The 22,098-nt window shown below is 73.3% G+C and carries 19 protein-coding genes; 5 read left to right on the forward strand and 14 right to left on the reverse strand.

The window, feature by feature from the left end; genetic code table 11:
- Positions 1-20 precede the first annotated feature (20 nt).
- Both mycP and ACIQMV_RS01035 read right to left on the reverse strand, forming a co-directional pair.
- Complete coding sequence (gene mycP, locus ACIQMV_RS01030; protein ID WP_402590147.1) at positions 21-1,232, reverse strand: type VII secretion-associated serine protease mycosin; 1,212 nt, start codon at positions 1,230-1,232, stop codon at positions 21-23.
- Positions 1,229-2,449: a hypothetical protein gene (locus ACIQMV_RS01035; RefSeq protein WP_402590149.1), complete on the reverse strand. Its 1,221-nt coding sequence runs from the start codon at positions 2,447-2,449 to the stop codon at positions 1,229-1,231. The genes mycP and ACIQMV_RS01035 overlap by 4 nt, the downstream gene beginning before the upstream one ends.
- Positions 2,450-3,789: 1,340 nt before the next feature.
- Here ACIQMV_RS01035 and ACIQMV_RS01040 point away from each other — a divergent pair.
- A complete protein-coding gene (locus ACIQMV_RS01040; protein WP_402590151.1) occupies positions 3,790-4,992 on the forward strand; it encodes an amino acid deaminase/aldolase in 1,203 nt (400 codons plus the stop codon).
- 85 nt (positions 4,993-5,077) lie between these two features.
- Here ACIQMV_RS01040 and ACIQMV_RS01045 read toward each other — a convergent pair whose 3' ends face one another.
- From ACIQMV_RS01045 to ACIQMV_RS01055, 3 genes are all read right to left on the reverse strand, one after another.
- Positions 5,078-5,989: a DUF2510 domain-containing protein gene (locus ACIQMV_RS01045; protein ID WP_402590961.1), complete on the reverse strand. Its 912-nt coding sequence runs from the start codon at positions 5,987-5,989 to the stop codon at positions 5,078-5,080.
- 141 nt (positions 5,990-6,130) lie between these two features.
- Positions 6,131-6,496, reverse strand: a complete 366-nt coding sequence (locus tag ACIQMV_RS01050; protein WP_402590153.1) for a TetR family transcriptional regulator C-terminal domain-containing protein — start codon at positions 6,494-6,496, stop codon at positions 6,131-6,133.
- A gap of 137 nt (positions 6,497-6,633) precedes the next feature.
- On the reverse strand, positions 6,634-7,623 hold the full coding sequence (locus ACIQMV_RS01055; RefSeq protein WP_402590155.1) for a LysR family transcriptional regulator: 990 nt from the start codon (positions 7,621-7,623) through the stop codon (positions 6,634-6,636).
- A 70-nt stretch (positions 7,624-7,693) separates the two neighbouring features.
- Between ACIQMV_RS01055 and ACIQMV_RS01060 the strand changes: the two genes are divergently transcribed.
- On the forward strand, positions 7,694-8,866 hold the full coding sequence (locus ACIQMV_RS01060; protein WP_402590157.1) for a TDT family transporter: 1,173 nt from the start codon (positions 7,694-7,696) through the stop codon (positions 8,864-8,866).
- Here ACIQMV_RS01060 and ACIQMV_RS01065 read toward each other — a convergent pair.
- The 4 genes from ACIQMV_RS01065 to ACIQMV_RS01080 form a co-directional block, all read right to left on the reverse strand.
- Positions 8,778-9,497 (reverse strand): helical backbone metal receptor, encoded by a 720-nt coding sequence (locus ACIQMV_RS01065; protein ID WP_402590159.1) that lies wholly within the window; start codon positions 9,495-9,497, stop codon positions 8,778-8,780. The two genes, ACIQMV_RS01060 and ACIQMV_RS01065, sit on opposite strands and share 89 nt — an antisense overlap.
- Positions 9,497-10,063 carry a helix-turn-helix domain-containing protein gene (locus tag ACIQMV_RS01070; RefSeq protein ID WP_141362579.1) on the reverse strand — a complete coding sequence of 189 codons (567 nt, stop codon included), beginning with the start codon at positions 10,061-10,063 and terminating at the stop codon, positions 9,497-9,499. Before ACIQMV_RS01070 ends, ACIQMV_RS01065 begins: the two co-directional genes overlap by 1 nt.
- A gap of 294 nt (positions 10,064-10,357) precedes the next feature.
- Positions 10,358-12,979 carry an ABC transporter permease/substrate binding protein gene (locus ACIQMV_RS01075; protein WP_402590161.1) on the reverse strand — a complete coding sequence of 874 codons (2,622 nt, stop codon included), beginning with the start codon at positions 12,977-12,979 and terminating at the stop codon, positions 10,358-10,360.
- A complete protein-coding gene (locus ACIQMV_RS01080; RefSeq protein WP_402590163.1) occupies positions 12,972-14,060 on the reverse strand; it encodes a glycine betaine/L-proline ABC transporter ATP-binding protein in 1,089 nt (362 codons plus the stop codon). Before ACIQMV_RS01080 ends, ACIQMV_RS01075 begins: the two co-directional genes overlap by 8 nt.
- Positions 14,061-14,263: 203 nt before the next feature.
- Between ACIQMV_RS01080 and ACIQMV_RS01085 the strand changes: the two genes are divergently transcribed.
- Together ACIQMV_RS01085 and ACIQMV_RS01090 are read left to right on the forward strand one after the other, a co-directional pair.
- Positions 14,264-15,193 carry a 5'-3' exonuclease H3TH domain-containing protein gene (locus ACIQMV_RS01085; RefSeq protein ID WP_402590962.1) on the forward strand — a complete coding sequence of 310 codons (930 nt, stop codon included), beginning with the start codon at positions 14,264-14,266 and terminating at the stop codon, positions 15,191-15,193.
- 104 nt (positions 15,194-15,297) lie between these two features.
- A complete protein-coding gene (locus ACIQMV_RS01090) occupies positions 15,298-16,143 on the forward strand; it encodes a siderophore-interacting protein (RefSeq protein ID WP_141362571.1) in 846 nt (281 codons plus the stop codon).
- Positions 16,144-16,195: 52 nt separating this feature from the next.
- Here ACIQMV_RS01090 and ACIQMV_RS01095 read toward each other — a convergent pair whose 3' ends face one another.
- The 4 genes from ACIQMV_RS01095 to ACIQMV_RS01110 all read right to left on the reverse strand — a co-directional run bounded on the left by ACIQMV_RS01095 (position 16,196) and on the right by ACIQMV_RS01110 (position 19,527).
- Positions 16,196-16,972, reverse strand: coding sequence for an ABC transporter permease (locus tag ACIQMV_RS01095; RefSeq protein ID WP_402590165.1), 777 nt, complete (start codon positions 16,970-16,972; stop codon positions 16,196-16,198).
- Positions 16,969-17,997 (reverse strand): ATP-binding cassette domain-containing protein, encoded by a 1,029-nt coding sequence (locus ACIQMV_RS01100; RefSeq protein WP_402590167.1) that lies wholly within the window; start codon positions 17,995-17,997, stop codon positions 16,969-16,971. The genes ACIQMV_RS01095 and ACIQMV_RS01100 overlap by 4 nt, the downstream gene beginning before the upstream one ends.
- Positions 17,998-18,191: 194 nt before the next feature.
- Positions 18,192-18,839 carry a PadR family transcriptional regulator gene (locus tag ACIQMV_RS01105; RefSeq protein ID WP_141362565.1) on the reverse strand — a complete coding sequence of 216 codons (648 nt, stop codon included), beginning with the start codon at positions 18,837-18,839 and terminating at the stop codon, positions 18,192-18,194.
- 106 nt (positions 18,840-18,945) lie between these two features.
- Entirely contained in the window at positions 18,946-19,527 is a 582-nt protein-coding gene (locus ACIQMV_RS01110) for a GNAT family N-acetyltransferase (RefSeq protein ID WP_402590169.1), read from the reverse strand.
- 78 nt (positions 19,528-19,605) lie between these two features.
- Here ACIQMV_RS01110 and ACIQMV_RS01115 point away from each other — a divergent pair, with 78 nt between their 5' ends.
- The gene (locus tag ACIQMV_RS01115) at positions 19,606-20,556 is read left to right on the forward strand and encodes an RluA family pseudouridine synthase (protein ID WP_402590171.1); all 951 of its coding nucleotides are present in this window, start codon (positions 19,606-19,608) and stop codon (positions 20,554-20,556) included.
- Here the strand turns inward: ACIQMV_RS01115 and ACIQMV_RS01120 are convergent.
- On the reverse strand, positions 20,550-22,097 hold the full coding sequence (locus ACIQMV_RS01120) for a cytochrome P450 (protein ID WP_402590173.1): 1,548 nt from the start codon (positions 22,095-22,097) through the stop codon (positions 20,550-20,552). The genes ACIQMV_RS01115 and ACIQMV_RS01120 overlap by 7 nt on opposite strands.
- Position 22,098 lies beyond the last annotated feature (1 nt).

Raw genomic sequence — 22,098 nt, forward strand, 5'->3', positions numbered from 1 at the left:
CACGACCGGAAGACCCCGGTCTACAGCCGGAAGTCGGCCCCGCCCTCGCGGCGGCCGCGCCACAGGACGACCGCCACGACCAGCATCACTGCCCCGGCACTGCCCGCGAGGGGTCCCGCCCAGCCGGAGGCGCTGTCGGCCGCCTCGGCGGAGTCGGGGCCGGGGCCGAAGTACCGCTCGCCGTAGGACGCCGCGGTCAGGCCCTCGGGCCGGAGGCGGTCCGCGGCCTTGATGGCGGCGGCGGGATCGACCAGGCCGAAGCCGCGGGAGTCGTCGCGGCCGCCGACGGGGGCGTTGCGGGCCGTGTCCTCCAGGAGCTTCTTGATCTGGGCGGGGGTCAGACCCGGGTGGGCGGCCTTGACGAGGGCGACCGCGCCGGAGACGAAGGCCGACGCCGCGCTCGTGCCCCAGCCCTCGTAGTACCGCTGGTCGGGGTCGGCGATGACGACGTCGACACCGGGCGCGCTGACCGTCGCGTACCAGCGGCGGGTGGAGAAGGAGGCGCGGGTGCCGTAGCGGTCCACGGCGGTCGCGGCGATCACGCCCGGGTAGGCCGCCGGGTAGGAGATGTGGTCGCCCTTCTCGCCGCCGTTGCCGGCCGAGGCGACGACGACGGCGCCCTTGCTCAGCGCGTACTGGACGGCCTCGTCCTCGGCGGGCTCGGGGTGCGCGGAGTCCGAGTCGTCGCCGAGGGAGAGGTTGATGACGTCGGCGCCCTGGTCGGCGGCCCAGCGGATGCCGTCGGCGAGGGCGTTGCCGCGGGTGCTGCGGGCCTTGCTCCGGGCGGAGTCGTCCTCCTCCAGGATCACCCGCACGGGCAGGATCCGGGCCTCGGGCGCGATGCCCATGACTCCGTCCGTGTTGCCGGGGCCGTGCCCGTGACCGGCGATGATGCCGGCCATGGCGGTGCCGTGCCGGGCCCAGGGGCGGTCCCCGCGCCGCGCGCCGAAGCCGATCATGTCCCTGCCGGTCAGGACGTTGCCGCGCAGATCGGGGTGGTCGTCGTCGACGCCGGTGTCCAGGACGGCGACGGTGATGCCCTTGCCCCGGGTGGTGTGCCAGGCCTCCTGGGTGTGCATGGCGTCGAGGCCCCACTGCTGGGCGCGGATGCCGTCGGCGTGCGCGGGGGCCGACGGCACGAGGGCGAGGCAGGCGGCGAGGAACAGGCTCGGGACGCCGACCGCGAGAGCCCTGCGCGGCTTACGGTTCCCGGGTGTCACGGCGGCTGTCACGACGGCTCCTCCGTGGCTGACTTGACGGTCTGGCGCAGGCCCCGCTCGATGCGGTCGGCGAGGCCCTGGGCCTCGTTTCCGAGGCCTGCCTGGGCTGCGGGGGTGGTGGCTCCCGACTTCGTCGCGTCGGCGGCGGCCTGCGGGGGGCCGGCGGCGCGGCCGTCGGCCCAGCCGGACACGGCGTACACGACCACCGGGGCCTCGGTCAGCACGGAGACGGTCCACGACGCGCGCTGCTCGTCGCCGAAGGCCGCGGCGACGGTGCCCTTGGCGGCGTACGGGCGCGGCACGAGGTCGGTGCGCCGGGCGAGCCCCTCGTTCTCGAAGCGGGCGGCGAGGGACGTCATGGTGGGGGCGTCGGCCTTGGTGAAGAGCAGACCGACGGTGGTGACGTAGCTCTGGGTGGCGTCCGTGTAGGTGGCGCGCAGCAGACGGGCGCAGCCGACGGGGGTCAGGGCCTTGCGCAGCAACGGGTCGAAGGCGCCCTCGCAGCCGCTGTCCGGCGCGACGGCGACCCGGGTCCAGGTGCGGTCGGCTCCGCCCGGTCCGGCGCCGCGGCCGTCCACGGTGGGCGGGAAGAGCTGGTCGACGGGGACGCTGTGCCACATGGCGCCGGCCGTGGCGAAGCCGCCCTCCGCGCCGGGCTTCCCCGGCTCCCCGGTGAGCCAGCTGCCGGTCACGGCGCCGCCTATGAGCCCGATCCCGAGCACCACGCAGGCGGCCGCCACGGCGACCCGCGGCCGTACCAGCGCACCGGTCGGCCGTGCCCGCCGGTCGTAGCCCTCGGGCTCCCCGAAGCCCATGCCGAGCCCCGTCCCCGGCGCCATGGCCGCGCTCCAGGACAGCGCCGGATCAGGCGCCGTGGCGGCACCCGTGGCTCGCGGCGGTGCACCGGCGGGGGCCGCGGGAGCACCCGGGGAGGCGTCGAAGGGCGGATGCGGCGGAACCGGAGTCCACTCCGACCCGGTCGGCCGCTGGGGCGTGCCGGTGGGGCGGGGACGGTTGCCGGCGTCGCCCGGGCCGACGAGGCTGCCGGGTCCCGCGGTCCGGCCGGGCGCGCCCGGGTGGCGTGCCGTGCCGAGGGGGCCGGTCGCGGCGTCGGCGCCGACGACGGGCCCGGCCTGGGACTCCAGGGCGGTGGCGGGGCCCCTCGCGGTGTCCGACCGGGGGTCGCGTGCGGAGGACGGGGCCGTCGGGTGGTGCGGTGCGCTCGACACCGGGGGGTTGTGGACGGAGAGGGGGCGCAGGCGCGCGGTCGTCTCCGACGGGGTTTCGGCGGGCGCGCCGCCACCGCGTGCCACCGTTGAGGGCGAATGCCCCGGTGGCGGGGGTATGTTCCCGCGCTCGCGCCGGCCGGGCTGCGCCGGGTCACCGGGGAAGCGGTCGGCGGCCCTCCCGTCTCCGGAGGCCGCACGTCCTGACGGGGCGCCAGCGGAGCCGTAACCACGCGCAGCCCCGCGCCCGGGCGCCTGCGACGCGCCCGCTGAACGGCCCGCAGTCCCGGCGTGGGTGTCTGCGGACGCCCCAGGCCCGGCAGGGGTTCCGGACGTCGCGCGTCTCTCGGCCGATGGCGTGCCGAGTGGAAGGTCCCCTGCCCGACCGGGACCCGGCCGGGCAGGTGCCTCGCGGCCGGCCGTCGGGGGTGCGTCCGGGAAACGGGCCGTTGCCGGGGGCGGGGGCGGCGTCGTGAGGGGCGTGGTGCGCTGGGAAGGGGGTCGGAAGTCCGGGAATCGGGGGCGGGAAGCGGTGGTGGTCCGGGCGTCGTCGGTGGCGGAGCCGGTGCGAGGCGGTGGGAAGCCGGTGCCGTGGCCCGCGCGGATGTCCGTGTCCGACCCCCTCGGTCCTCCACCTGTCACGGCACCCGGGGAGCCGTCCGGAACCGGAACGGCGGAACCCGCCGAGGTGCCGCGCGGGGAGCCACCCCGGCCCGGAACGGCCGAACCCGCCGCAGTGCCGCGCGCGGAGACACTCCCAGCAGGAGCGGCCGAACCCGCCGAACCACCACGCGGGGAACCACCCCCAACGGGAGCGGCGGAACCCTCCGCAGCGCCGCGCGGGGAGCCACCCCGGCCCGGAGCGACCGAACCCGCCGAAGTACCGCGCGATTCCGTCGTCGTACCGCCGCCGGGCACCGCCCCTGCCAGGCCCTCGCCCGTGCCGGGCGCGGCCTGGGTGGGCCGGTCGTCGGTGGGGCGTGCCGTCGTGTCCGAGTCGCCGTCGCCGCCCGAGGGCCCGACGGGCCGCGGGGGGACGGGGGCGTGGCGCGCTTCCGTGCTCATGCACCCCCCGTTTCCTCGTGCCCGTGCCGTTTCACCGGGCACGGCCGTCCTCGTCGCCCCGCCCGGCGCGGACTCGTCGTCACCGGACACGCATACCCGTACGAGCGATCCGCCATCCCGGCTCAACGCCGCGGCCGGAATCACCTCGCGGTTCCGCCGATCGTGCGCGTCACTCTACGGGCTGCCCCGGTCCCGGCGGGAACCAGTCCAGGAGCCCAGGGGGATCTGCCCGGAACATCCCCCTACCCTGCGGTAATCAGGTCTGGCAGGCTGCGCCCATGACTGCGCGCGCCGCCGACCGGGCCCGTTACGACCGGGCCACCGCCCAACTCGACGCCCCTGTGGCCATCGTGGACCTGGACGCCTTCGACGCCAACGCGGACGACCTCGTCCGCCGGGCCGGCGGCAAGCCGATCCGGGTCGCCAGCAAGTCCGTACGCTGCCGGGCCCTGCTCGAACGCACCCTGGCGAAGGACGGCTTCGCGGGCGTCATGTCGTTCACCCTCGCCGAGTCCCTGTGGCTGGCCCGCTCGGGCTTCGACGACGTGCTGCTCGCCTACCCCTCCGCCGACCGCGCCGCCTACGCCGAACTCGCCGCCGACCCCAAACTCGCCCGTGCCGTCACGGTGATGGCCGACGACCCGGCGCAACTGGACCTGATCGACGCCGCACGCGAGGGCGGACGTGAAGTCGTCCGGGTCTGCCTGGAGTTGGACACCTCGCTGAGGCTGCTCGGCGGGCGCGTGCGGGTCGGCGCGCGCCGCTCCCCGCTGCACTCCCCCACCCAGATCGCCGACATGGCCCGTACGGTGGCCCGGCGGCCGGGGTTCGCGCTCGTGGGGATCATGGCGTACGAGGGCCATGTGGCGGGTGTGGGCGACGCGGTCGCGGGGCGGCCGCTGCGTTCGCGCGCGATCCGGCTGATGCAGGCGGCGGCGCGCAGGGAACTCGCCGAGCGGCGCGCCGCCGTGGTGCGGGCGGTCCGGGCCGTGGCGCCGGACCTGGAGTTCGTCAACGGCGGCGGCACCGGCAGTGTGCAGCACACGGCGGCGGAGGACGCGGTCACCGAGGTCGCCGCGGGCTCCGGGCTGTACGTCCCGCGGCTCTTCGACAACTACACGTCGTTCCGGGGCCGTCCGGCGGCGCTGTTCGCCCAGCCCGTCGTACGGCGCCCGGGGGTGGGGGTCGTCACGGTCCTGGGCGGCGGCTACCCGGCCTCCGGCGCGGCCGGCGCGGACCGGCTCCCGGTGCCGTACCTGCCCGAGGGACTGCGCTACGACCCCCAGGAGGGTGCGGGCGAGGTGCAGACCCCGCTGCTCGGCTCCCCCGCCGACGACCTGCTGATCGGCGACAAGGTGTGGTTCCGGCACGCCAAGGCGGGCGAGTTGTGCGAACGATTCGACACGCTGCACCTCGTCGAGGGCGATCGTGTGACGGCGGCGGTACCGACGTACCGGGGCGAGGGGCACACTTTCCTGTAGCCACGGGCTCCTTCCTGTAGCGACGGGCTCCATCCCGTAGCCCGGGCCCCGGGAGCCCGTACCCCCGGCATCCGCCGATTCCGGCTCAGCTCGACGGGCCGATGCTGCTGCCCACGCCGCCGCCGGTCGTGGCGTCGCCGATGGGCCGGATGCCCTTGGTGATCCTGTCCATGTCGGCCGGCGGCGGGCCGTCCGGACCGGCGTCGAAGACGAAGCGGACGAGGACCGGCGCCTGGGTGCCGGTGCTGGACGGGAAGACGAGCGACTCGACGTAACCGCCCGGCCCCTCGGCGGTTGCGACCAGCCGGCGCACGAAGTAGCCGGCCCGGCCCGCGACCGCGACCTGCCCGGACGCGACGGTCCGCTGGGAGGTGATCCCGCCGTAGAGGCGCTGGCCGATCGCGTTCCGCTCGTACGCCTCCTCGGCCGCGTCCTGGATGTCCCGCCTGGCCAGGGTCTCGGGGGTGGTGCCCTCGGCCGCGGTCGCCGTGCGGGTGATGACCAGGCCGTGCCGGCACAGCCCCACCCCGGCGGGGCAGTCGTAGACACCGTGGGTGGTCATGACGACGTCGTGCTGGGCGATGTTCTCCGGTTTCTCCCAGCCCTCCGGCAGCGGCAGGGTGATGCCGTTGAGCTGGTCGACGGCGACGGAGGGATCGTCGGCGGCGGAGGCTGCCGGGGACGGCGACGAGGTGGCGGTGGGGGCGCTCGTGGGCGTGGCGGACCGTGTGCCGGTGGCGGGGTCCGCCGTGCCGCCACCCCTGTCGTCGCGGCCCAGCAGGACCGCGCCCGTGACGACCGCGGCGACCAGGACGGCACCCGCGGTGACGAGGGCGACGGCCTTGACCCGGGACGGCCCCGCGCCGCTGGGCGGTGACGCGGGCGGCTGCCCGGGCGGCCCGGGGGCGCGCAGGTGCTCGGTCCAGGCCGTGCCATCCCACCAGCGTTCCAGGTGGGGGGCGTTGGGGTCGCGGTACCAGCCGGGCGGGGGCGTCATGCTCACCCCGGCACTCTATGCACCCGGTCCATCGGATTCATCGGCCGCCGGCCCCGCGGACGGCGGTCCGGGAGGCCGTGCTCGTGTGCGCGGTCCGCCGAATCCGCTGAATCCGCCGAATCCGCCGCGATCGCGCACACGTCAGCCGCCGTCACGCAACCGGCCCGGTTCCAGCCCGAGTTCACGCTCGGCCGTGGTGAACAGCAGGGTGTCGAGCGCTGGGTGGGTGAAGCGCGTGTCGTCGTTGGCGTAGGAGCCGAGTCCGTCGATCGCCACGAGGATGACCGCGCACGCCCCGAGGGCGTCGTCGGTGGTGAAGTCTCCCGCGCGCACACCGTCCTCGATCACGGCGGTCAGGGCGTCCCGCATGATCGCCTCCTGCTCGGCGACGACGCGCAGGAGGTTCGGGCGGTAGCGGGAGAGGTGGCGGGCGTTGAGCCAGAGCCGGCCGAGGTCGACGAAGTCCTCGCCGCCGAGGCGGCGCAGCAGGCGGCTCAGCCGCCGCACCGGCGGCAGCTCGGCCTCCCGAACCCGGACCGCGACCCCCGCCCCAGCCCCGCACGGCGCGCTTCCCGAACCCGGTCCGCGACGACCGTCCCCGCCCGGCACGGCGCGCTTCCCGAACCCGGTCCGTGACCCCCGTCTCAGCCGACCCCCGGCCGCGTGCGTTGTCCGGTTCCGGGTTCCGATCGTGTCAGGGACAGCAGTTCGCGGGCCGGGCCCACCGGGCGGTGACCGGTGGGCCAGACGGCGCGCAGGTCGCGTTCGAGGGTGACGCCGTCCACGGGCACGGGAACGAGCCGGCGCAGGGACAGCTCCTCGCCCACCGCGAGTTCGCTGAGCACCGCCGGTCCTGCTCCGCTCACCGCGGAGGCCTTCACCGCCGTCGTGGAGGACAGCTCGATCAGCGGGCGCGCCAGGCCGCCGAGCGCCGCGTCCAGCACCTGCCGGGTGCCGGAGCCCTTCTCCCGCAGGATCAGCGGCGTGGTGGCCAGTTCCTCCGCGGACAACGGCCGCCGGCGGCGGGCCCACGGGTGGGCCGGCGCGGTCACCACGAGCAGGCGGTCGTGGCCGATCACGACGGAGTCGAGACCGGACGGCACCGACACCCCCTCCACGAACCCCAGGTCCGCCTCGTCCGCGAGCAGCCGCTCCGCGACCACCGCCGAGTTCCCGGCGAGCAGGGACACCGCCGTGTCCGGCCGCCGGGTACGCAGCGCGATCAGCCATCCCGGCAGCAGGTACTCCGCGATCGTCATGCTGGCCGCCACCCGCAGCCGCGAGTCCCGCCGGTCCCGCAGCGCCTGCGCGCCCGCGTCGAAGGCCTCCGCCGCCTCGACGACCCGCCGCGCCCAGTCGGTGACCAGCGCACCGGCGTCCGTCAGCCGCGATCCGCGCGGCGAGCGGTCCACCAGCGCCACACCCAGCTGCCGCTCCATGGAACGGATCCGGCTGCTCGCCGCCGGCTGGGTGATGCCCAGCTCCCGCGCGGCCCCGCCCAGGCTCCCCAGCCGCGCCACCGCCAGCAACAGCTCCAGCGCGCCCAGGTCGGGCACCCGGTGCCCCAGCGAGGTCCTCGGCCGCCGTCCCGCGCCGTCTCCTCCGTTCACCTCAGTCCTCTCGGTACTCCTCATAAGGCCAGCTTATGTCGTGATAGACACAAACCCCCTGGTGGGAACGTATGGACCGGGAAAAGCTGGAGTCATGGTCATCGCAGCCCACACCCTGCCCCGGCAGGCCGCACCCCGGCCCCGCGTCCCCGCCGTCCGCCATCTGGGCCCCAACTGGTACGCCTCCGTCATGGGCACCGCCGCCGTCGGCACCGCGGGCGCCGCGCTGCCGCCGCACATCCCAGGACTGCGCACCGTGTGCACCGCCGTGTGGGCGCTCTCCCTCGTCGTGCTCGTGGCACTGCTCACCGCCCGCACCCTGCACTGGACCCACCACCGCGACCAGGCCCGCGCACACCTCCTGGACGCGACGGCTGCGCCCTTCTACGGCTGTCTGTCCATGGCCCTGCTGGCAGTCGGCGGCGGCGCCCTGTCCGTCGGGCGGGACTGGATCGGCACCCCGGCCGCGGTCGCCCTGGACGCCGTGCTGTACACCGCCGGTACGGCCGTCGGGCTCACGGCCGCCGTGGCCGTGCCGTACCTGATGGTCGTGCACCACCGGATCGAGCCGCACCAGGCCACGCCCGTGTGGCTGCTGCCGCTGGTCGCGCCCATGGTGTCCGCCGCCCTGGGACCCGCCCTCGTGGCGCACCTGCCGGCCGGACAGGCCCGGTCGACCCTGCTCCTCGCGTGTGTGGCGATGTTCGGGCTCAGCCTGCTCGCGACCCTGGTCGTACTGCCGGTGATCTTCGGCCGGCTGCTCACGGCGGGCCCGCTGCCGCTCGCGCTGACCCCGACGCTGTTCCTGGTCCTCGGCCCGCTCGGGCAGTCCACCACCGCCGTCGGCGCCTTCGCGGACACGGCACCCGGTGTCGTACCGGCCCCGTACGCCGGCGGTTTCGCCGTGCTCGCCGTGCTGTACGGCGTCCCGGTCATGGGCTTCGCGCTGATGTGGTTCGCCTTCGCCGCCGCCCAGGTGCTGCGCGCCGCCCGCCAGGGCATGGGCTTCGCCATGACCTGGTGGTCGTTCACGTTCCCGGTGGGCACCTGCGTCACCGGTGCCGCGGCCCTCGCCCGGCACACCCACCTCGCCGCCTGCAGCGCCCTCGCGGTCGGTCTGTACGCCGTCCTCGTGACCGCCTGGGCCGCCGCGGGCGTGCACACCGCCCGCGGGCTGATCAGCGGCGCGCTGCTCGCAGCGCCTCGCCCAGCACCCGCGGAGCCCGCGCCAGTGACGGCCCGTACCACGTCAGGTGCCGCCCGCTGACCAGCGCGCAGGGCAGTCCGGGGAAGGCCTCGGGACCGTCGTCGGCGGTGAAGCGGTACGGCTCGTCCGGCAGTACGACGACGTCCGGCGCCGCGGCCCGCAGTTCCTCCAGCGGGACGCGCGGATAGCGCTCGGTGTGCCGGGTGTAGAGGTGGTCGACGCCCAGACGGGCCAGGACGTCACCCGCGAAGGTGTCCCGGCCCAGCACCATCCAGGGCCGCCGCCAGATCGGTACGACGGCCGTCGTACGGCCCGGGGGCACGGGCGGTGACGACCAGGCCGCCTCGGCCTCGTCCAGCCACCGGGGCCGGCCGGTCCCGCCGCACGCGCTCAGCACCCGCGCCAGCTCGCGGAAGGCCTGCGGCAGGTCCCTGATCCCGGTCACCAGGACCTCCAGGCCCGCCGCACGCAGGGCGTCGAGGTCCGGCGCCCGGTTCTCCTCCTCGTTGGCGATCACCAGGTCGGGGGCGAGGGCGGCGATCCGGTCCACCTTGGGGTTCTTGGTGCCGCCGACCCGGGTGACGTCGAGGCCGGCCGGATGAGTGCACCAGTCGGTGGCGCCGACGAGCACGCCGGGCAGGGACACGGCCACCGCCTCGGTGAGCGAGGGGACCAGCGAGACGACCCGCATCAGCGCGACCGGTCCTGTACCGCCTCGATGTGCTCGGCGACCGCGACCACGACGACCCGGGTGTCGGCCACGGTCGCCCGCCAGCGGTGGCGGACCCCGCCGGTGAGGTACATCGTGTCGCCGCGCACCAGCCGGTAGGCACGGCCCTCCGCCTCGATCTCCACCGCTCCGTCGGCGACGTACATCAACTCGTCGTTGCGGTGCTGGAATTCACGGCCGGCGTCGTGGTCCCCGGTGAACTCCGAGGCGTGCAGCTGGTGGTGGCCGCGCACCAGGGAGCGCACCCGGGGTTCGGGTTCCAGCTCGGTGACCTCGGCGCGCACGACGTCGACGCTGCACGCCGGGTCGGCCGCCGCCAGCAGTTCCACGGCGGTGGTGCGCAGGGCGTCGGCGACCTTCTCCAGGGAGGTCTGGCTGGGCCGGGCCCGGTCGTTCTCGATCTGGCTCAGGAAGGGGACCGACAGGCCGCTGCGGTCGGCCACCACGGCGAGGGTGAGCCCCAGCGCGCGGCGGCGCCGCCGGACGGCCGCGCCCACTCGAAGGGGCCGCTCTTTGTTGTCGCCCATCGCTCCGGCTCCCTCCTTCGCTCGTCGGTCCGCTGCTCGTGGGGCCGCTGCCCGTGGGCCCGGTTCCGGGCGCACTCCTTCTGATGAGTTCTCTGCACCCTACGCATGTTCGGCAAACAGTTTCCTGTCGCCGTCATGTCCCTGTAAGGATCGCGCGGGCCCAGGGCGTGTGGGGGTGGCTCTGCGTGGTTGGCCGGATTCCTTCTGTGGACAAGCGTGCGGGGCGGGCCCGTCCTACGCATCGCAGGGCGACGCGGGGCGGGCCCGCCCCTTCGGCGGTGTCCGGGTCGGCGGCTACTGCGGGGTCATCCGCGCCGGGACGTCGGGGTGCTGCTTCAGCCAGGCGGTGACGGCCTCGGCCTCGTGGCCCTGACCGTGCTGGTTGATCTCGCTCTCCAGGCTGCCGAGCTCGTCCTCGCTCATCCTGAAGTTCTTGATCCACTTGGTGAGCTGCGGGTACTGCTCGGGGAACTTGGCGCTGGAGATGGTGCGCACGGTGTTGCCCTCGCCGAAGAGCTTCTTGTCGTCGGCGAGCTTGGTGAGGTCGTAGCGGCTGTACGCCCAGTGCGGCGACCACAGCACCACGGCCACGGGCTGCTTCTTGGCGTACGCGCGCTTGAGCTCGGCGAGCATCGCGGGCGTGGAGCCGTCGACGACCTTGTACTCCTTGTCCAGGCCGTAGCCGGGCAGGACCTTGTCCTTCAGCAGGGTCATCTCGCCGGTGCCCGGCTCGATGCCGATGATCTTCCCGTTGAAGGTGGACGCCTTGCCCTTGAGGTCCTCCAGGGACTTCACGCCCTTGACGTAGGACGGCACGGCGATCTCCAGGGAGGTCGGCTCGTACCAGGTGCCGAGGTCCCTGAGTCTGTCCTTGTTCTTGTCCCAGTAGTTCTTCTGGGCGTACGGCAGCCAGGCGTCGAAGTTGAGGTCGATGTCACCGCCGGCCAGGCCGGTGTAGACCGGGCCCACGTCCATCTGCTTCAGGTTCATCCGGTAGCCGCGGCGTTCCAGGACGTTCTTCCACAAGTGGGTGACGGCGATGTCCTCGTCCCACGGGAACCAGGCGACGTTCAGGGTGCGCTTGGCCTCCGCCGGCTTGGCGGCCGAGTCGCCGCCGGGCAGCGGGGCGAGCTTGTCGACGACGCCCGGGTTGTCCTTCAGCCAGGCGCGGACGGCGTCCTGCTGGCGGCCCTTGCCCGACTTGTTGATCTCGGCCTCGAGGCCGGTGAGCTGCTTCTCGGTCAGCTTGAAGTTCTTCAGCCACGTGCCGACGACCGGGTCGTCGTTCGCGAAGCCCTTGCGGGCCAGCGTGTGCACGCCGTCGCCCTTGCCCCAGGAGCCCTTGGGGTCCTTCAGCTTCTTCAGATCGAAGTCGCTGTACGCCCAGTGCGGTGACCAGAGCGTGACGACGATCGGTTCCTTCTTGCTGTAGGCGCGCTTGAGCTCGGCCAGCATGGCGGGCGTGGAGCTGTCGACGACCTTGTACTCCTTGTCCAGGCCGTAGTCCTTGAGGACCTTGCTCTTGAGCAGGGCCATCATGCCGGCGCTGGACTCGATGCCGGTGATCTTCCCGCCGAACAGGCCCGCCTTGCCCTTGAGGTCCTCGAGCGAGTTCACGTCCTTCATGTACGAGGGGACGGTCAGCTCCAGGGACGTCGGGCCGTACCAGGAGCCGAGGTCGTCGAGCCGGCTGCCGTACTTCTTCCAGTACTGGGCGTGGGTCGTCGGCAGCCAGGAGTCCGTCTCGAAGTCGACGTTGCCCTGGGCGAGCGCGGTGTAGAGCGGTCCGGCGTCGAACTGGCGGGCGTCGACCTGGTAGCCGCGCTGTTCGAGGATCTCCTTCCACAGGAAGGTGGACGCGACGCCCTCGTCCCACGGGATGTATCCGATGGTGATCTTCTTGCCGCGGCCGACGTCGCTGCCGTCGCCGGCGGCCGTCGTACTGCCGCCGCCCCCCGCGAAGAGGCCCATGCCGCCCGCGACCAGGGCGAGGATCACCACGCCGATCACGGCGATCTGCGGCTGCGGCCGGTAGGACCAGATCTTCAGGCCCTTGACGGCCCGCGCCTTGGCGGCGGCGCGCCGGCCGAGCGGCGAGACCTCGGTGCCCAGGGCGCTGGTCATGCGGTCGAGGTAGATCGCGAGGATCACGATGGCGATACCGGACTCGGAGCCGAGGCCGACGTTGAGCTGGCCGATGGCCTCGTTGACGTCGCCGCCGAGGCCGCCGGTGCCGACCATGCCGGCGATCGCGGCCATGGACAGGCCGAGCATGATCACCTGGTTGACGCCGGCCATCACGGTCGGCAGCGCCAGCGGCAGCTGGACGCGCAGCAGCGTGTTGCGGGGCGTGGTGCCGAACGCCTCGGCCGCCTCGACCAGTTCCTTGTCGACCTGGCGGATGCCCAGCTCGGTCATGCGGACGCCGGGCGCGAGGGCGAAGATCAGGGTGGCGACGATGCCCGCGGAGGCGCCCGTGCCGAAGAACAGGATGGCCGGGATGAGGTAGATCATCGCGGGCAGCGTCTGCATGAAGTCCAGGACCGGCCGGACGAAGGCGCTGACCCGGTCCGAGCGGGCCGCCCAGATGCCGACCGGCACCGAGATCACCAGCGCGATGATCGTGGCGACGAGGACCAGCGACAGGGTCACCATCGCGTCCGACCACAGCTCCATGGAGTCGATGAACGCGAACCCCACGAAGGTGAGCACTCCGGCGAAGGCGCCGCGCAGCCACCAGGCGAGCACGGCGAAGATGCCCGCGAGCAGCAGCGGTTCCGGCGCCTGGAGGACGGCGTTGATGCCGTCGTAGGTGCCGGTGAACACGGCCTTGAAGAAGTCGAAGAGCCAGGACATGTGGCCGAGCAGCCAGTCGACCGCGGAGTTGACCCAGTCGCCGAGCGGGATCCTAGGCACGGGCCACCGCCTTGTCGCCGCCCTTGTCCCGCGGCGCGTCGCAGCTCACCTGGGAGCTCTGCTCGTCGCCCAGGAAGCCGACGAGGCGCTGGCGCGGGACGATGCCGACGAGGTCGCGGTGCTCGTCCAGCACGGCGACCGGGTGGGGCACGCGGGCGCTGATCGCGCACAGCTCGGTGAACGGGGTGTGCGGGGTCGCGGTGTCACAGCCGCAGTCCGCCTCGTCACCGCGTACGTCGCGGTCCATGACCGACTCCGCGGTCAGCACCCGGGACCGGTCGACGTCCTGGGTGAAGGAGGCGACGTAGTCGTCGGCGGGGCGCAGCAGGATGTCCTCGGCGGTGCCCGTCTGCACGATGCGGCCGTCGCGCATGACGGCGATCCGGTCGCCCAGGCGCATGGCCTCGTTGAGGTCGTGGGTGATGAAGACGATCGTCTTCTTGAGCGTCTTCTGGAGCTGGAGCAGCTGGTCCTGCATGTCGCGCCGGATCAGCGGGTCCAGGGCGCTGAAGGACTCGTCCATCAGCAACAGGTCGGCGTCGGTGGCCAGGGCGCGGGCCAGGCCCACTCGCTGCTGCATGCCGCCGGAGAGCTCGTCGGGCCAGGAGGACTCCCAGCCGGCCAGACCGCACAGGGCGAGCGCCTCGTCGGCGCGGCGTTCGCGCTCGGCGCGGGGCACGCCCTGCACTTCCAGACCATAGGCGGCGTTCTCACGGACGCTGCGGTGCGGGAAGAGCGCGAAGTGCTGGAAGACCATGCTGATCTTCCTGGAGCGGACCTCGCGCAGCTCGCGGTCGCTGAGCGCGGTCAGGTCCTGGCCGTCGAAGCTGACGCTGCCGGCGGTCGGCTGCAGCAGCCCGTTCAGCATCCGCAGGAGCGTGGACTTGCCGGAACCGGACAGGCCCATGACGACGAAGATCTGGCCGGGATCGACGCTGAACGAGGCGTCGATGACGGCGGCGGTGGTGCCGTCGGCGCGCAAGTCCTCGCGGTCGGCACCCTGCCGTAGCTTTTCGACTGCCTCGTCCGGTCGTCGGCCGAACACCTTGAACAGGTGCCGGGCCTGAAGTCTTGAAGACACGCGTACCTCTTGTCTCGGGGCCAGGAACGGGATGCGGAGGGCCGCTGACAGTTGAAGAAAGCAACCACTTCGATCCGAAGCGCGCCTGCCCAGACCCGTTTGGCTCAAACCGAACGTGGCCTGCTTCACATCGCCGTCGGCTGCCGTTCACGTGGAATCCACGGTTCCCGGCCGTCCGGTGACTGTCGGTGCCGTACGGCATGATGCGAGACGTGACCGGACGACTGATGCTCCTCGACACCGCCTCCCTGTACTTCCGCGCCTATTTCGGCGTCCCGGAGTCGATCAGGGCCCCGGACGGCACGCCGGTGAACGCCGTGCGCGGGCTGCTCGACTTCATCGACCGGCTGGTCAAGGACCACCGGCCCGATCACCTGGTGGCCTGTATGGACGCCGACTGGCGGCCGGCCTGGCGGGTGGAGCTGATCCCCTCCTACAAGGCGCACCGGGTGGCCGTGGAGCACACCGGCGGTCCGGACGAGGAGGAGGTGCCGGACACCCTGTCCCCGCAGGTCCCGGTGATCGAGTCCGTCCTGGACGCGGTGGGCATCGCGCGCGTGGGCGTCGCGGGGTACGAGGCGGACGACGTGATCGGCACGTTCACCGCACGGGCGACGGGCCCGGTCGACATCGTCACCGGCGACCGGGACCTGTACCAGCTGGTGGACGACGCCCGCGGGGTGCGGGTGCTGTACCCGGTCAAGGGCGTCGGCACGCTCCAGGCCACCGACGAGGCCGCGCTGCGGGAGAAGTACGGGGTCGACGGCCCGGGGTACGCGGATCTGGCGCTGCTGCGCGGCGACCCGAGCGACGGACTGCCCGGCGTGCCCGGCATCGGGGAGAAGACGGCGGCCAGGCTGCTCGCCGAGTTCGGCGACCTGGCCGGGATCATGGCGGCCGTCGACGACCCGAAGGCGAAGCTCACGCCGTCGCAGCGCAGGCGGCTCGACGAGGCGCGGCCGTATCTCGCGGTGGCGCCGAAGGTCGTGCGTGTCGCCGCCGACGTCCCGGTGCCGGACGTGGACACGGCGCTGCCGCGCGCCCCGCGCGATCCGGCGGCACTCGAGGAGCTGGCGGCCCGCTGGGGTCTGGGAGGTTCGCTTCAGCGGCTGCTCGCCACGTTGCCGGCGTGACGGCTGTGGCGACGCGCGCGGCCGGCGGCCGGACGGGGGAGGTACTCACCGGGGCGAGGTGTTAACTTAGGTAAACCTAAGCAAGGGGAAACAGGGAGGCCGTCATGGCAGAACGTCCGGCGCGCAAGCCGCGCAGGACCCACTCCGCGCAGGTCGTCCGGACCGAACGGCTGACCCCGCACATGCAGCGCGTGGTGCTCGGCGGGGAGGGCCTGGCCGGCTTCTCGGCGGACACCTGCACGGACCACTACGTCAAGCTGCTGTTCCCGCCCGACGGGGTCACCTATCCGGAACCCTTCGATCTTCAGGGGATCCGCGAGGAGTTGCCGCGCGAGCAGTGGCCGGTGACCCGGACGTACACGGTGCGCGCCTGGGACCCCGGCCACCGCGAGCTGACCCTGGACTTCGTCATCCACGGCGACGAGGGGCTGGCCGGCCCCTGGTCGCTGCTGGCACGGCCGGGCGAGACCGTGCACTTCCTGGGTCCCGGCGGCGCCTACGCCCCGGACGCGAGCGCCGACTGGCATCTGCTGGCCGGTGACGAGAGCGCCCTGCCCGCGATCGCGCGCTCCCTGGAGGCCCTGCCCGAGGGCGCGACGGCCCACGCCTTCGTCGAGGTCGCGGGTCCCGAGGAGGAGCAGAAGATCGACTCCGACGTGGAGGTGGTCTGGCTGCACCGCGGCGAGCGGCCCGTCGGCCGGGCTCTGGTGGAGGCCGTACGGGCGCTGCCGTTCCCCGAGGGCCGGGTGCACGCGTTCGTGCACGGCGAGGCCGGGTTCGTGAAGGAGCTGCGCCGGCTGCTGCGGGTCGAGCACGCCGTTCCCCGCGAGGACCTGTCGATCTCCGGCTACTGGCGGCTCGGCCACGACGAGGACGGCTGGCAGGCCTCCAAGCGCGACTGGAACGCCCGGATCGAGACGGAGCAGGAGGGCGCGGCGCCGGCCGCGTGAGCCATGTACGAAAGCGGCGGTACCCGGGTCGGTACCGCCGCTTTCGCGTGGCTCAGACCGACCGCTGGTAGGAGCGGAACGTCCGTATCGACAGCCACACCGCGGCCACCGCGAGGGCCAGCAGCGCGCCGCCCCGGCTTCCCACGACACTCCAGTCGGGATGCGCGGACATCGCGGAACGGCCCGCCACCATCGCCCAGTTGAGCGGGTTGAAGTCGGCGGTGTGGCGCATCCAGGCGGGCATCTGCGCGGGCGCCATGAAGGCGGAGGACAGGAACGTCAGGGGCAGCAGCAGGAAGGTGTTGATCCCGATGATGGACTCCCGCTCCTGCACCAGCATTCCGAGCGCGTTGGAAAGCGCCCCGAAGACCGTGCCCAGCAGCACCGAGGCGAGCACCAGGATCAGGACGCCGCCGACGCCACCGGGGTAGTCGGCCCCGCCCAGCAGGCCGAGCAGCACGATGACGACCGACTGGAGGGCGGTGACCAGGCCGTTGTGGACCACGTTGCCGTTCATCAGGGCGGCCCGGCTGACCGGGGTGGTCAGGAACCGGTTGAGCGTGCCGCGCTGGATCTCCTCCAACGTGCCCATGCCGGCCCACATGTTGGAGCTGAGCGCGCTCATCACCACCACGCCCGGCACCAGGTAGTCCAGGTACGAGGTGGTGCCGAAGCCGCCGAGTTCGACGACCTTCCTGAAGAGGTTGCCGAACAGGAACAGCCAGATCACCGGCTGGATCAGCGTGATGACCGCGTAGGCCGGCTGGCGCGCGAACACCATCAGCTGACGCTGGGTCATGTACCAGGTCTGGGAGATCGCGGTGCTCATCGCGCACCTCCGGCGAGGGCGAGGGCCTCGGTGCCGGGGGCTCCGCTCCCGGCCTCCGCCTCGGCGTAACGTCGGCCCGCGTAGCGGAGGTAGACGTCGTCGAGGGAGGGGCGGGCCACGGTCGCCGCGGTCACGGTGACCCCGGCGCGCTCCAGGCCCGCGAGGAGCGCGGGCATGGCGGCGGCTCCGTCGTCGGCGCGGGCGCTGATCCGGCGTCCGTCGATCAGCACCTCGTGCACGCCGGGCAGGGCGCCCAGGGCGCTGCCGAGCACCGTGCGCCCGGCCTCGCCGACCGCCTCGCGCAGTTCCACGTGGACCGCGTCGCCGCGCAGTTCGCCCTTGAGGGAGTCCGGGGTGCCCTCGACGACGACCCGTCCGCGGTCGACGATGGCGATGCGCTCGGCGAGCCGGTCGGCCTCCTCCAGGTAGTGCGTGGTCAGCAGGATGGTCAGGCCCTCCTCGCCTGCCAGGCGGCCGATCTCGTCCCACATCGCCGTACGGGCTTCCGGGTCGAGGCCGGTGGTGGGCTCGTCGAGGAAGAGGACCTCGGGCCGGTGCACCAGTCCGAGGGCGACGTCCAGGCGCCGCCGCATACCGCCGGAGTAGCCCTTGACGGGGCGGCGGGCGGCGTCGGCGAGGCTGAACCGCTCCAGCAGTCCGTCGACCCGGCGGTCCAGGCCGGCGCCCCTCAGTCCGTAGAGCCTGCCCTGGAGCCGGAGGTTCTCGCGGCCGGTGGCGGCCGGGTCGGCGCCCGAACTCTGCGCGACCACGCCGATGGCACGCCGCACCCGGTCCGGGTGGCGCAGCACGTCGTGGCCGGCCACGGTCGCCTCGCCGGAGTCGGGGCGGGCCAGGGTGGTGAGGATCTTGACGGTGGTGGACTTGCCGGCGCCGTTCGGACCGAGGAGACCGAAGACGGTGCCCGGCTCGACGGTGATGTCCATGCCGTTCAGGGCGGTGACGTCACCGGGATAGGTCTTGGTCAGCCGACGTGCCTCGACGGCGGGCGCACGGGTGGGACTCATGGCGGAGCTCTCCTGGATGCGTGGATGCGGATGGGTGGCGAAGATCGCCGAATGATCCACGTGAGAGCGCCGGGCTACCCTGGGTGTGCCGCACCTCGATCGCCCAAAGAAGCCTCACGGTGGATTCGGCTCGGGGTTCGAGACCCTGGCGGGGCTGCTGCAACAGCCCTGCCGGGGTCTGTCTCATGGACGGTTCACTTCTGGTAGTGGCGTTCCTCGGCTTCCTTGAACTCCGCGGGGATCTCCCCCGTCTCGTGGAACCGGCGCCAGCTCTCGACGCCCGGCAGCGAGCCCTCGCGGATCTCGCGGGCGAAACCGCGGACCCACTCCGTCTCCGCCTCGGCCATGTGCTGGTGGTACTCGACCTCGACGAGGAACAGGCGCGGCAGCGTCTCGTAGAGCTTGTCCAGCACCGCCCGTCCGCTCGCCACCCGCATTTCCAGGGCGGTCAGCCGCTCCTCCAGCAGCCGCACGACGTCGTCCGGGGGCAGGGCCCCCAGCAACGAGAGCGCGGTCTCGAAGATCGGGTACTCCTTGGCCGGTACGGCGACGAGGTCCGACAGCCATCGCGTCATCTCCTCGCGGCCGGACTCGGTGAGCGCGTAGATCGTGCGCTCGGGGCGGTTGCCCCGCCGCTCCACGTCGACCACCTCGACGAAGCCGCGCTCCTCGAGGTTCTGCACGACCGTGTAGAGCGAGCCGTAGTTGATCTTGGTGCTGGCGTCCTTGCCCTGACGGCGCAGGGTCTGCGCGATCTCGTAGGGGTGCATGGGCTTCTGCCAGAGCGTGGTCATCACGGTCAGCGCGAGCGGATTGCTCAACTTTCTGCGCCCGCCGGCCATACCCCATCACCTCGCTTCCGAATATCCGTAGCCGAACATATCGCGACCTTATCCTCTCCGTCAATACACGCGATATATCGTGGCCTCCGGGATCGGGCACTCCGCCTCAGTCCCCCCGGACGCGCGCGTGCAGATGCATGTCGTGCCAGCCGTCCGCGTGGAGGCCCGAACTGCGCTTGGTGCCCTCCAGGGCGAAGCCGGTCCTGGTGGCGACGCGGCAGGAGGCGCCGTTGTGCACGGAGTGCAGGAGCTCCAGGCGGTGGAACCCGGTGTCCTCGAACGCCCAGTGGACGAGGGCCGCGGTGGCGCGCGAGGCCACCCCCCGGCCACGGGCCGCCGGAGCGGTCCAGTACGCCACCTCCGCCGCGCCGTCCTCGAACCGCACCTCGCGCAGCGCGACCCGCCCCACCGGGCGGCCGGTGTCCGCGTCGGCCACCGCCCACTGGCCCTCCCGGTCCGCCGCCCATGCGGCACGCCACTCCTCGATCCAGCCGGCCGCCTCGGACTCGGACTCGGCGGCCCTGGCATGCCACTGGTGCATGACCGGGTCCTGGAAGACGTCGTGGACGACGGGCGCGTCCTCGGGCGTCCAGGGCCGCAGGAGGAGACCGTCGCCGGTGGGCAGGGTGGGCTGCGCGGCGCGCGCGAAGGTGCCGGCGGGAAGTACCGGGCTGGTGAGAAAAGGCATGGCCCGTATCCTGCCCACGCGAAGGCCGCCGGCGCAGTGATTTTCCGGGGCCGTGGGCGGCCTCGTAGGCTTCGGTCGATGCGACGCAAGACCCGTACCCCGCCCTCCCCCCTGCCCCAGCGCCACGGGGTGGACCCGGTGCGGGTCCGGCTGCCCGCCGCGGGGACCTGGACCACCGTGCGGGCGTATCTGGTGGAGCGGCTGTCGGGGGCCGGCCCCGGGGTGGTCGGGGCCATGGTCGACGCGGGCCGGGTCGTCGGGGCCGACGGACGGGCGGTGGCGCCCGACGCGCCGTACGAGCCGGGGATGTACGTGTGGTTCCACCGGGAGCTGCCCGAGGAGGTGCCGGTGCCGTTCCCGCTTCGGGTCGTGCACCGCGACGAGCACCTCGTCGTCGTCGACAAGCCGCACTTCCTCGCCACCACCCCGCGCGGCTCGCACGTCGCCGAGACCGCGCTGGCACGGCTGCGGCGGGAGCTGGGGATCCCCGCGCTGAGCGCCGCGCACCGCCTGGACCGGCTCACCGCCGGGCTGGTGCTGTTCACGGTGCGGCCCGAGGAGCGCGGCGCCTACCAGACGCTGTTCCGCGACCGGCTGGTGCGCAAGGAGTACGAGGCGGTGGCCCCTTACGACCCGGCGCTGGTCCTGCCGCGGACCGTGCGCAGCCGGATCGTGAAGGAGCGCGGGGTGCAGGCCGCCCGCGAGGTGGCGGGCGAGCCGAACGCCGTCACGCGTGTGGAACTGGCCGAACACCGCGCGGACGGGCTCGGACGGTACCGGCTGGCGCCCGCCACCGGACAGACGCACCAGCTACGGGTGCACATGAACGCGCTGGGCGTGCCGATCCTGGGCGACCCGCTCTACCCGGTGGTGACCGCCCCCGTGCCGGCCGGCGACTTCCGGCGCCCGCTGCAACTGCTCGCGCGGACACTGGAGTTCACGGATCCGGTCACAGGGGCGGAGCACCGGTTCACCAGCGGACGGGCGCTCCAGGCCTGGTCCGACTTCGCGGGGTGGGCCGGTCAGTGACCGCGCCACCAGCGCAGGAAGCGCTGCCAGGCACCCGGGGGTCGGGCCGTGGCGGCGGCCGGTGCGGGGTTCGGCGCCCCGGCGCCCAGCGGCTCCTGCGCCGCCGCGGGCGCGGGCGGCGGCTCGGATGACGGCACGGGCGGCAGCTCGGGGGACGGCACGGACGACGGCCCGGGCCGCTGCCGAGCGGCCGCGGTGCCGACCTCCCAGGCCGGGCGCGGCGGCGCAACCGGGTGCGGGTTGTGGCTCGGCTTCGCTCTCTCGTCCTGCTGCGGCCGCGGCGTGAACCGCACCGGCAGCTCCACCAGATGGCGGGAGGCGATCGACTCCGTCCACCGCAGCTCCGCCTCGTCGCGGTCGAGCCGGACGTCCGGCAGCCGGGTCAGCAGCATGTCGACGCCGACGTCGGCGATGGCGCGCCCGACGTCCTGGCCGGGACATTCGTGCGGGCCGCCGCCGAAGGCGAGGTGGGAACGGTTGCCCTGCATGTCCGCCGTCGGGCCCGGCCGCACCCGGGGATCGACGTTGCCCGGCGCGATGCCCAGCAGCAGCCCGTCGCCCCGGCGGATGCGCCGGCCACCGAGTTCGGTCTCCTGCTTGGCGAAGTAGCCGAAGATGGTGCTGAACGGCGGCTCGTCCCACAGGGACTGCTCGACCGCCTCCGGCACCGTCATCTGACCGCCGTTGAGCTGGGCCCGGAAGCCCGGCTCGGTCAGGACCCGGCGCACGGTGTTGGCCAGCAGGTTGGCGGTGGCCTCGTAGGTGCCGATGAGCACGACCCGCAGGTGCTGGCCGACCTCCTCGTCGGTCAGGCCCGCCGGCTGCTCGATGAGGTGGCTGGTGAGGTCGTCCTCGGGCCGGGCCCGGCGGCGGGCGGTGACCCGCAGCAGGCAGTCCATGATGTACTCGTTGCTGGCGATCGCGGTCCCGGTGCCCTTGAGCATGTCGCGGGCGGCCTGCACGATCCGGTCGTTGTACTCCTCGGGCATGCCGAGGACCTGGCACATCACCGCCATGGGCAGATGCTCGGTGAACTGGGCGACGAGGTCGGCGCGGCCCGTCTCGCAGAACCGGTTGACCAGGCGCTGGGTGGCCCGGCCGATGTGGCGGCGCAGGGCGCGGAAGTCGACGAACTCCAGGGCGCCCTGGACGGCGCCGCGCAGCCGCTTGAGTTCCTCGCCCTCGGCGTGTGCGCAGATCGGCTGCCAGGCGATGTGCGGCATGAGCGGGTGATCGGGCTTGACCGTGCCGTCCCTGAGCGGCGTCCAGATACGGCTGTCCTTGGTGAACTGCGACGGGGTGCTCACCATGTGCAGGTTCTCGGCGTGGCCGAGTACCACCCACATCGGCACGTCGTCGTGGAGCAGTACGGGCGCCACCGGTCCGTACTGGTCGCGCAGTTGCTCGTAGAGCACTCTCAGGTCCCGCGCCTCGTGGAGCCGGTGCAGTCCTCCGGGCCCGGTGCCGTGCGCGGGGCAGCCGGGGGGCGGGTCGAGGGCGAAGTCGTCCGGACCGGTCGGGGAGTGGGGTTCAGGCGTCACA

It is taken from the genome of Streptomyces sp. NPDC091412 (genome assembly GCF_044756885.1).
Lineage (GTDB): Bacteria > Actinomycetota > Actinomycetes > Streptomycetales > Streptomycetaceae > Streptomyces.

Bases quoted from the DNA above. Each gene is read 5' to 3' on its own strand.
- ACIQMV_RS01040 (WP_402590151.1), top strand. From the start codon at position 3,790: ATGACTGCGCGCGCCGCCGACCGGGCCCGTTACGACCGGGCCACCGCC.
- ACIQMV_RS01045 (WP_402590961.1), bottom strand. From the start codon at position 5,989: ATGACGCCCCCGCCCGGCTGGTACCGCGACCCCAACGCCCCCCACCTG.
- ACIQMV_RS01055 (WP_402590155.1), bottom strand. From the start codon at position 7,623: ATGAGGAGTACCGAGAGGACTGAGGTGAACGGAGGAGACGGCGCGGGA.
- ACIQMV_RS01060 (WP_402590157.1), top strand. From the start codon at position 7,694: ATGGTCATCGCAGCCCACACCCTGCCCCGGCAGGCCGCACCCCGGCCC.
- ACIQMV_RS01065 (WP_402590159.1), bottom strand. From the start codon at position 9,497: ATGCGGGTCGTCTCGCTGGTCCCCTCGCTCACCGAGGCGGTGGCCGTG.
- ACIQMV_RS01070 (WP_141362579.1), bottom strand. From the start codon at position 10,063: ATGGGCGACAACAAAGAGCGGCCCCTTCGAGTGGGCGCGGCCGTCCGG.
- ACIQMV_RS01085 (WP_402590962.1), top strand. From the start codon at position 14,264: ATGCGAGACGTGACCGGACGACTGATGCTCCTCGACACCGCCTCCCTG.
- ACIQMV_RS01090 (WP_141362571.1), top strand. From the start codon at position 15,298: ATGGCAGAACGTCCGGCGCGCAAGCCGCGCAGGACCCACTCCGCGCAG.
- ACIQMV_RS01095 (WP_402590165.1), bottom strand. From the start codon at position 16,972: ATGAGCACCGCGATCTCCCAGACCTGGTACATGACCCAGCGTCAGCTG.
- ACIQMV_RS01100 (WP_402590167.1), bottom strand. From the start codon at position 17,997: ATGAGTCCCACCCGTGCGCCCGCCGTCGAGGCACGTCGGCTGACCAAG.
- ACIQMV_RS01105 (WP_141362565.1), bottom strand. From the start codon at position 18,839: ATGGCCGGCGGGCGCAGAAAGTTGAGCAATCCGCTCGCGCTGACCGTG.
- ACIQMV_RS01110 (WP_402590169.1), bottom strand. From the start codon at position 19,527: ATGCCTTTTCTCACCAGCCCGGTACTTCCCGCCGGCACCTTCGCGCGC.
- ACIQMV_RS01115 (WP_402590171.1), top strand. From the start codon at position 19,606: ATGCGACGCAAGACCCGTACCCCGCCCTCCCCCCTGCCCCAGCGCCAC.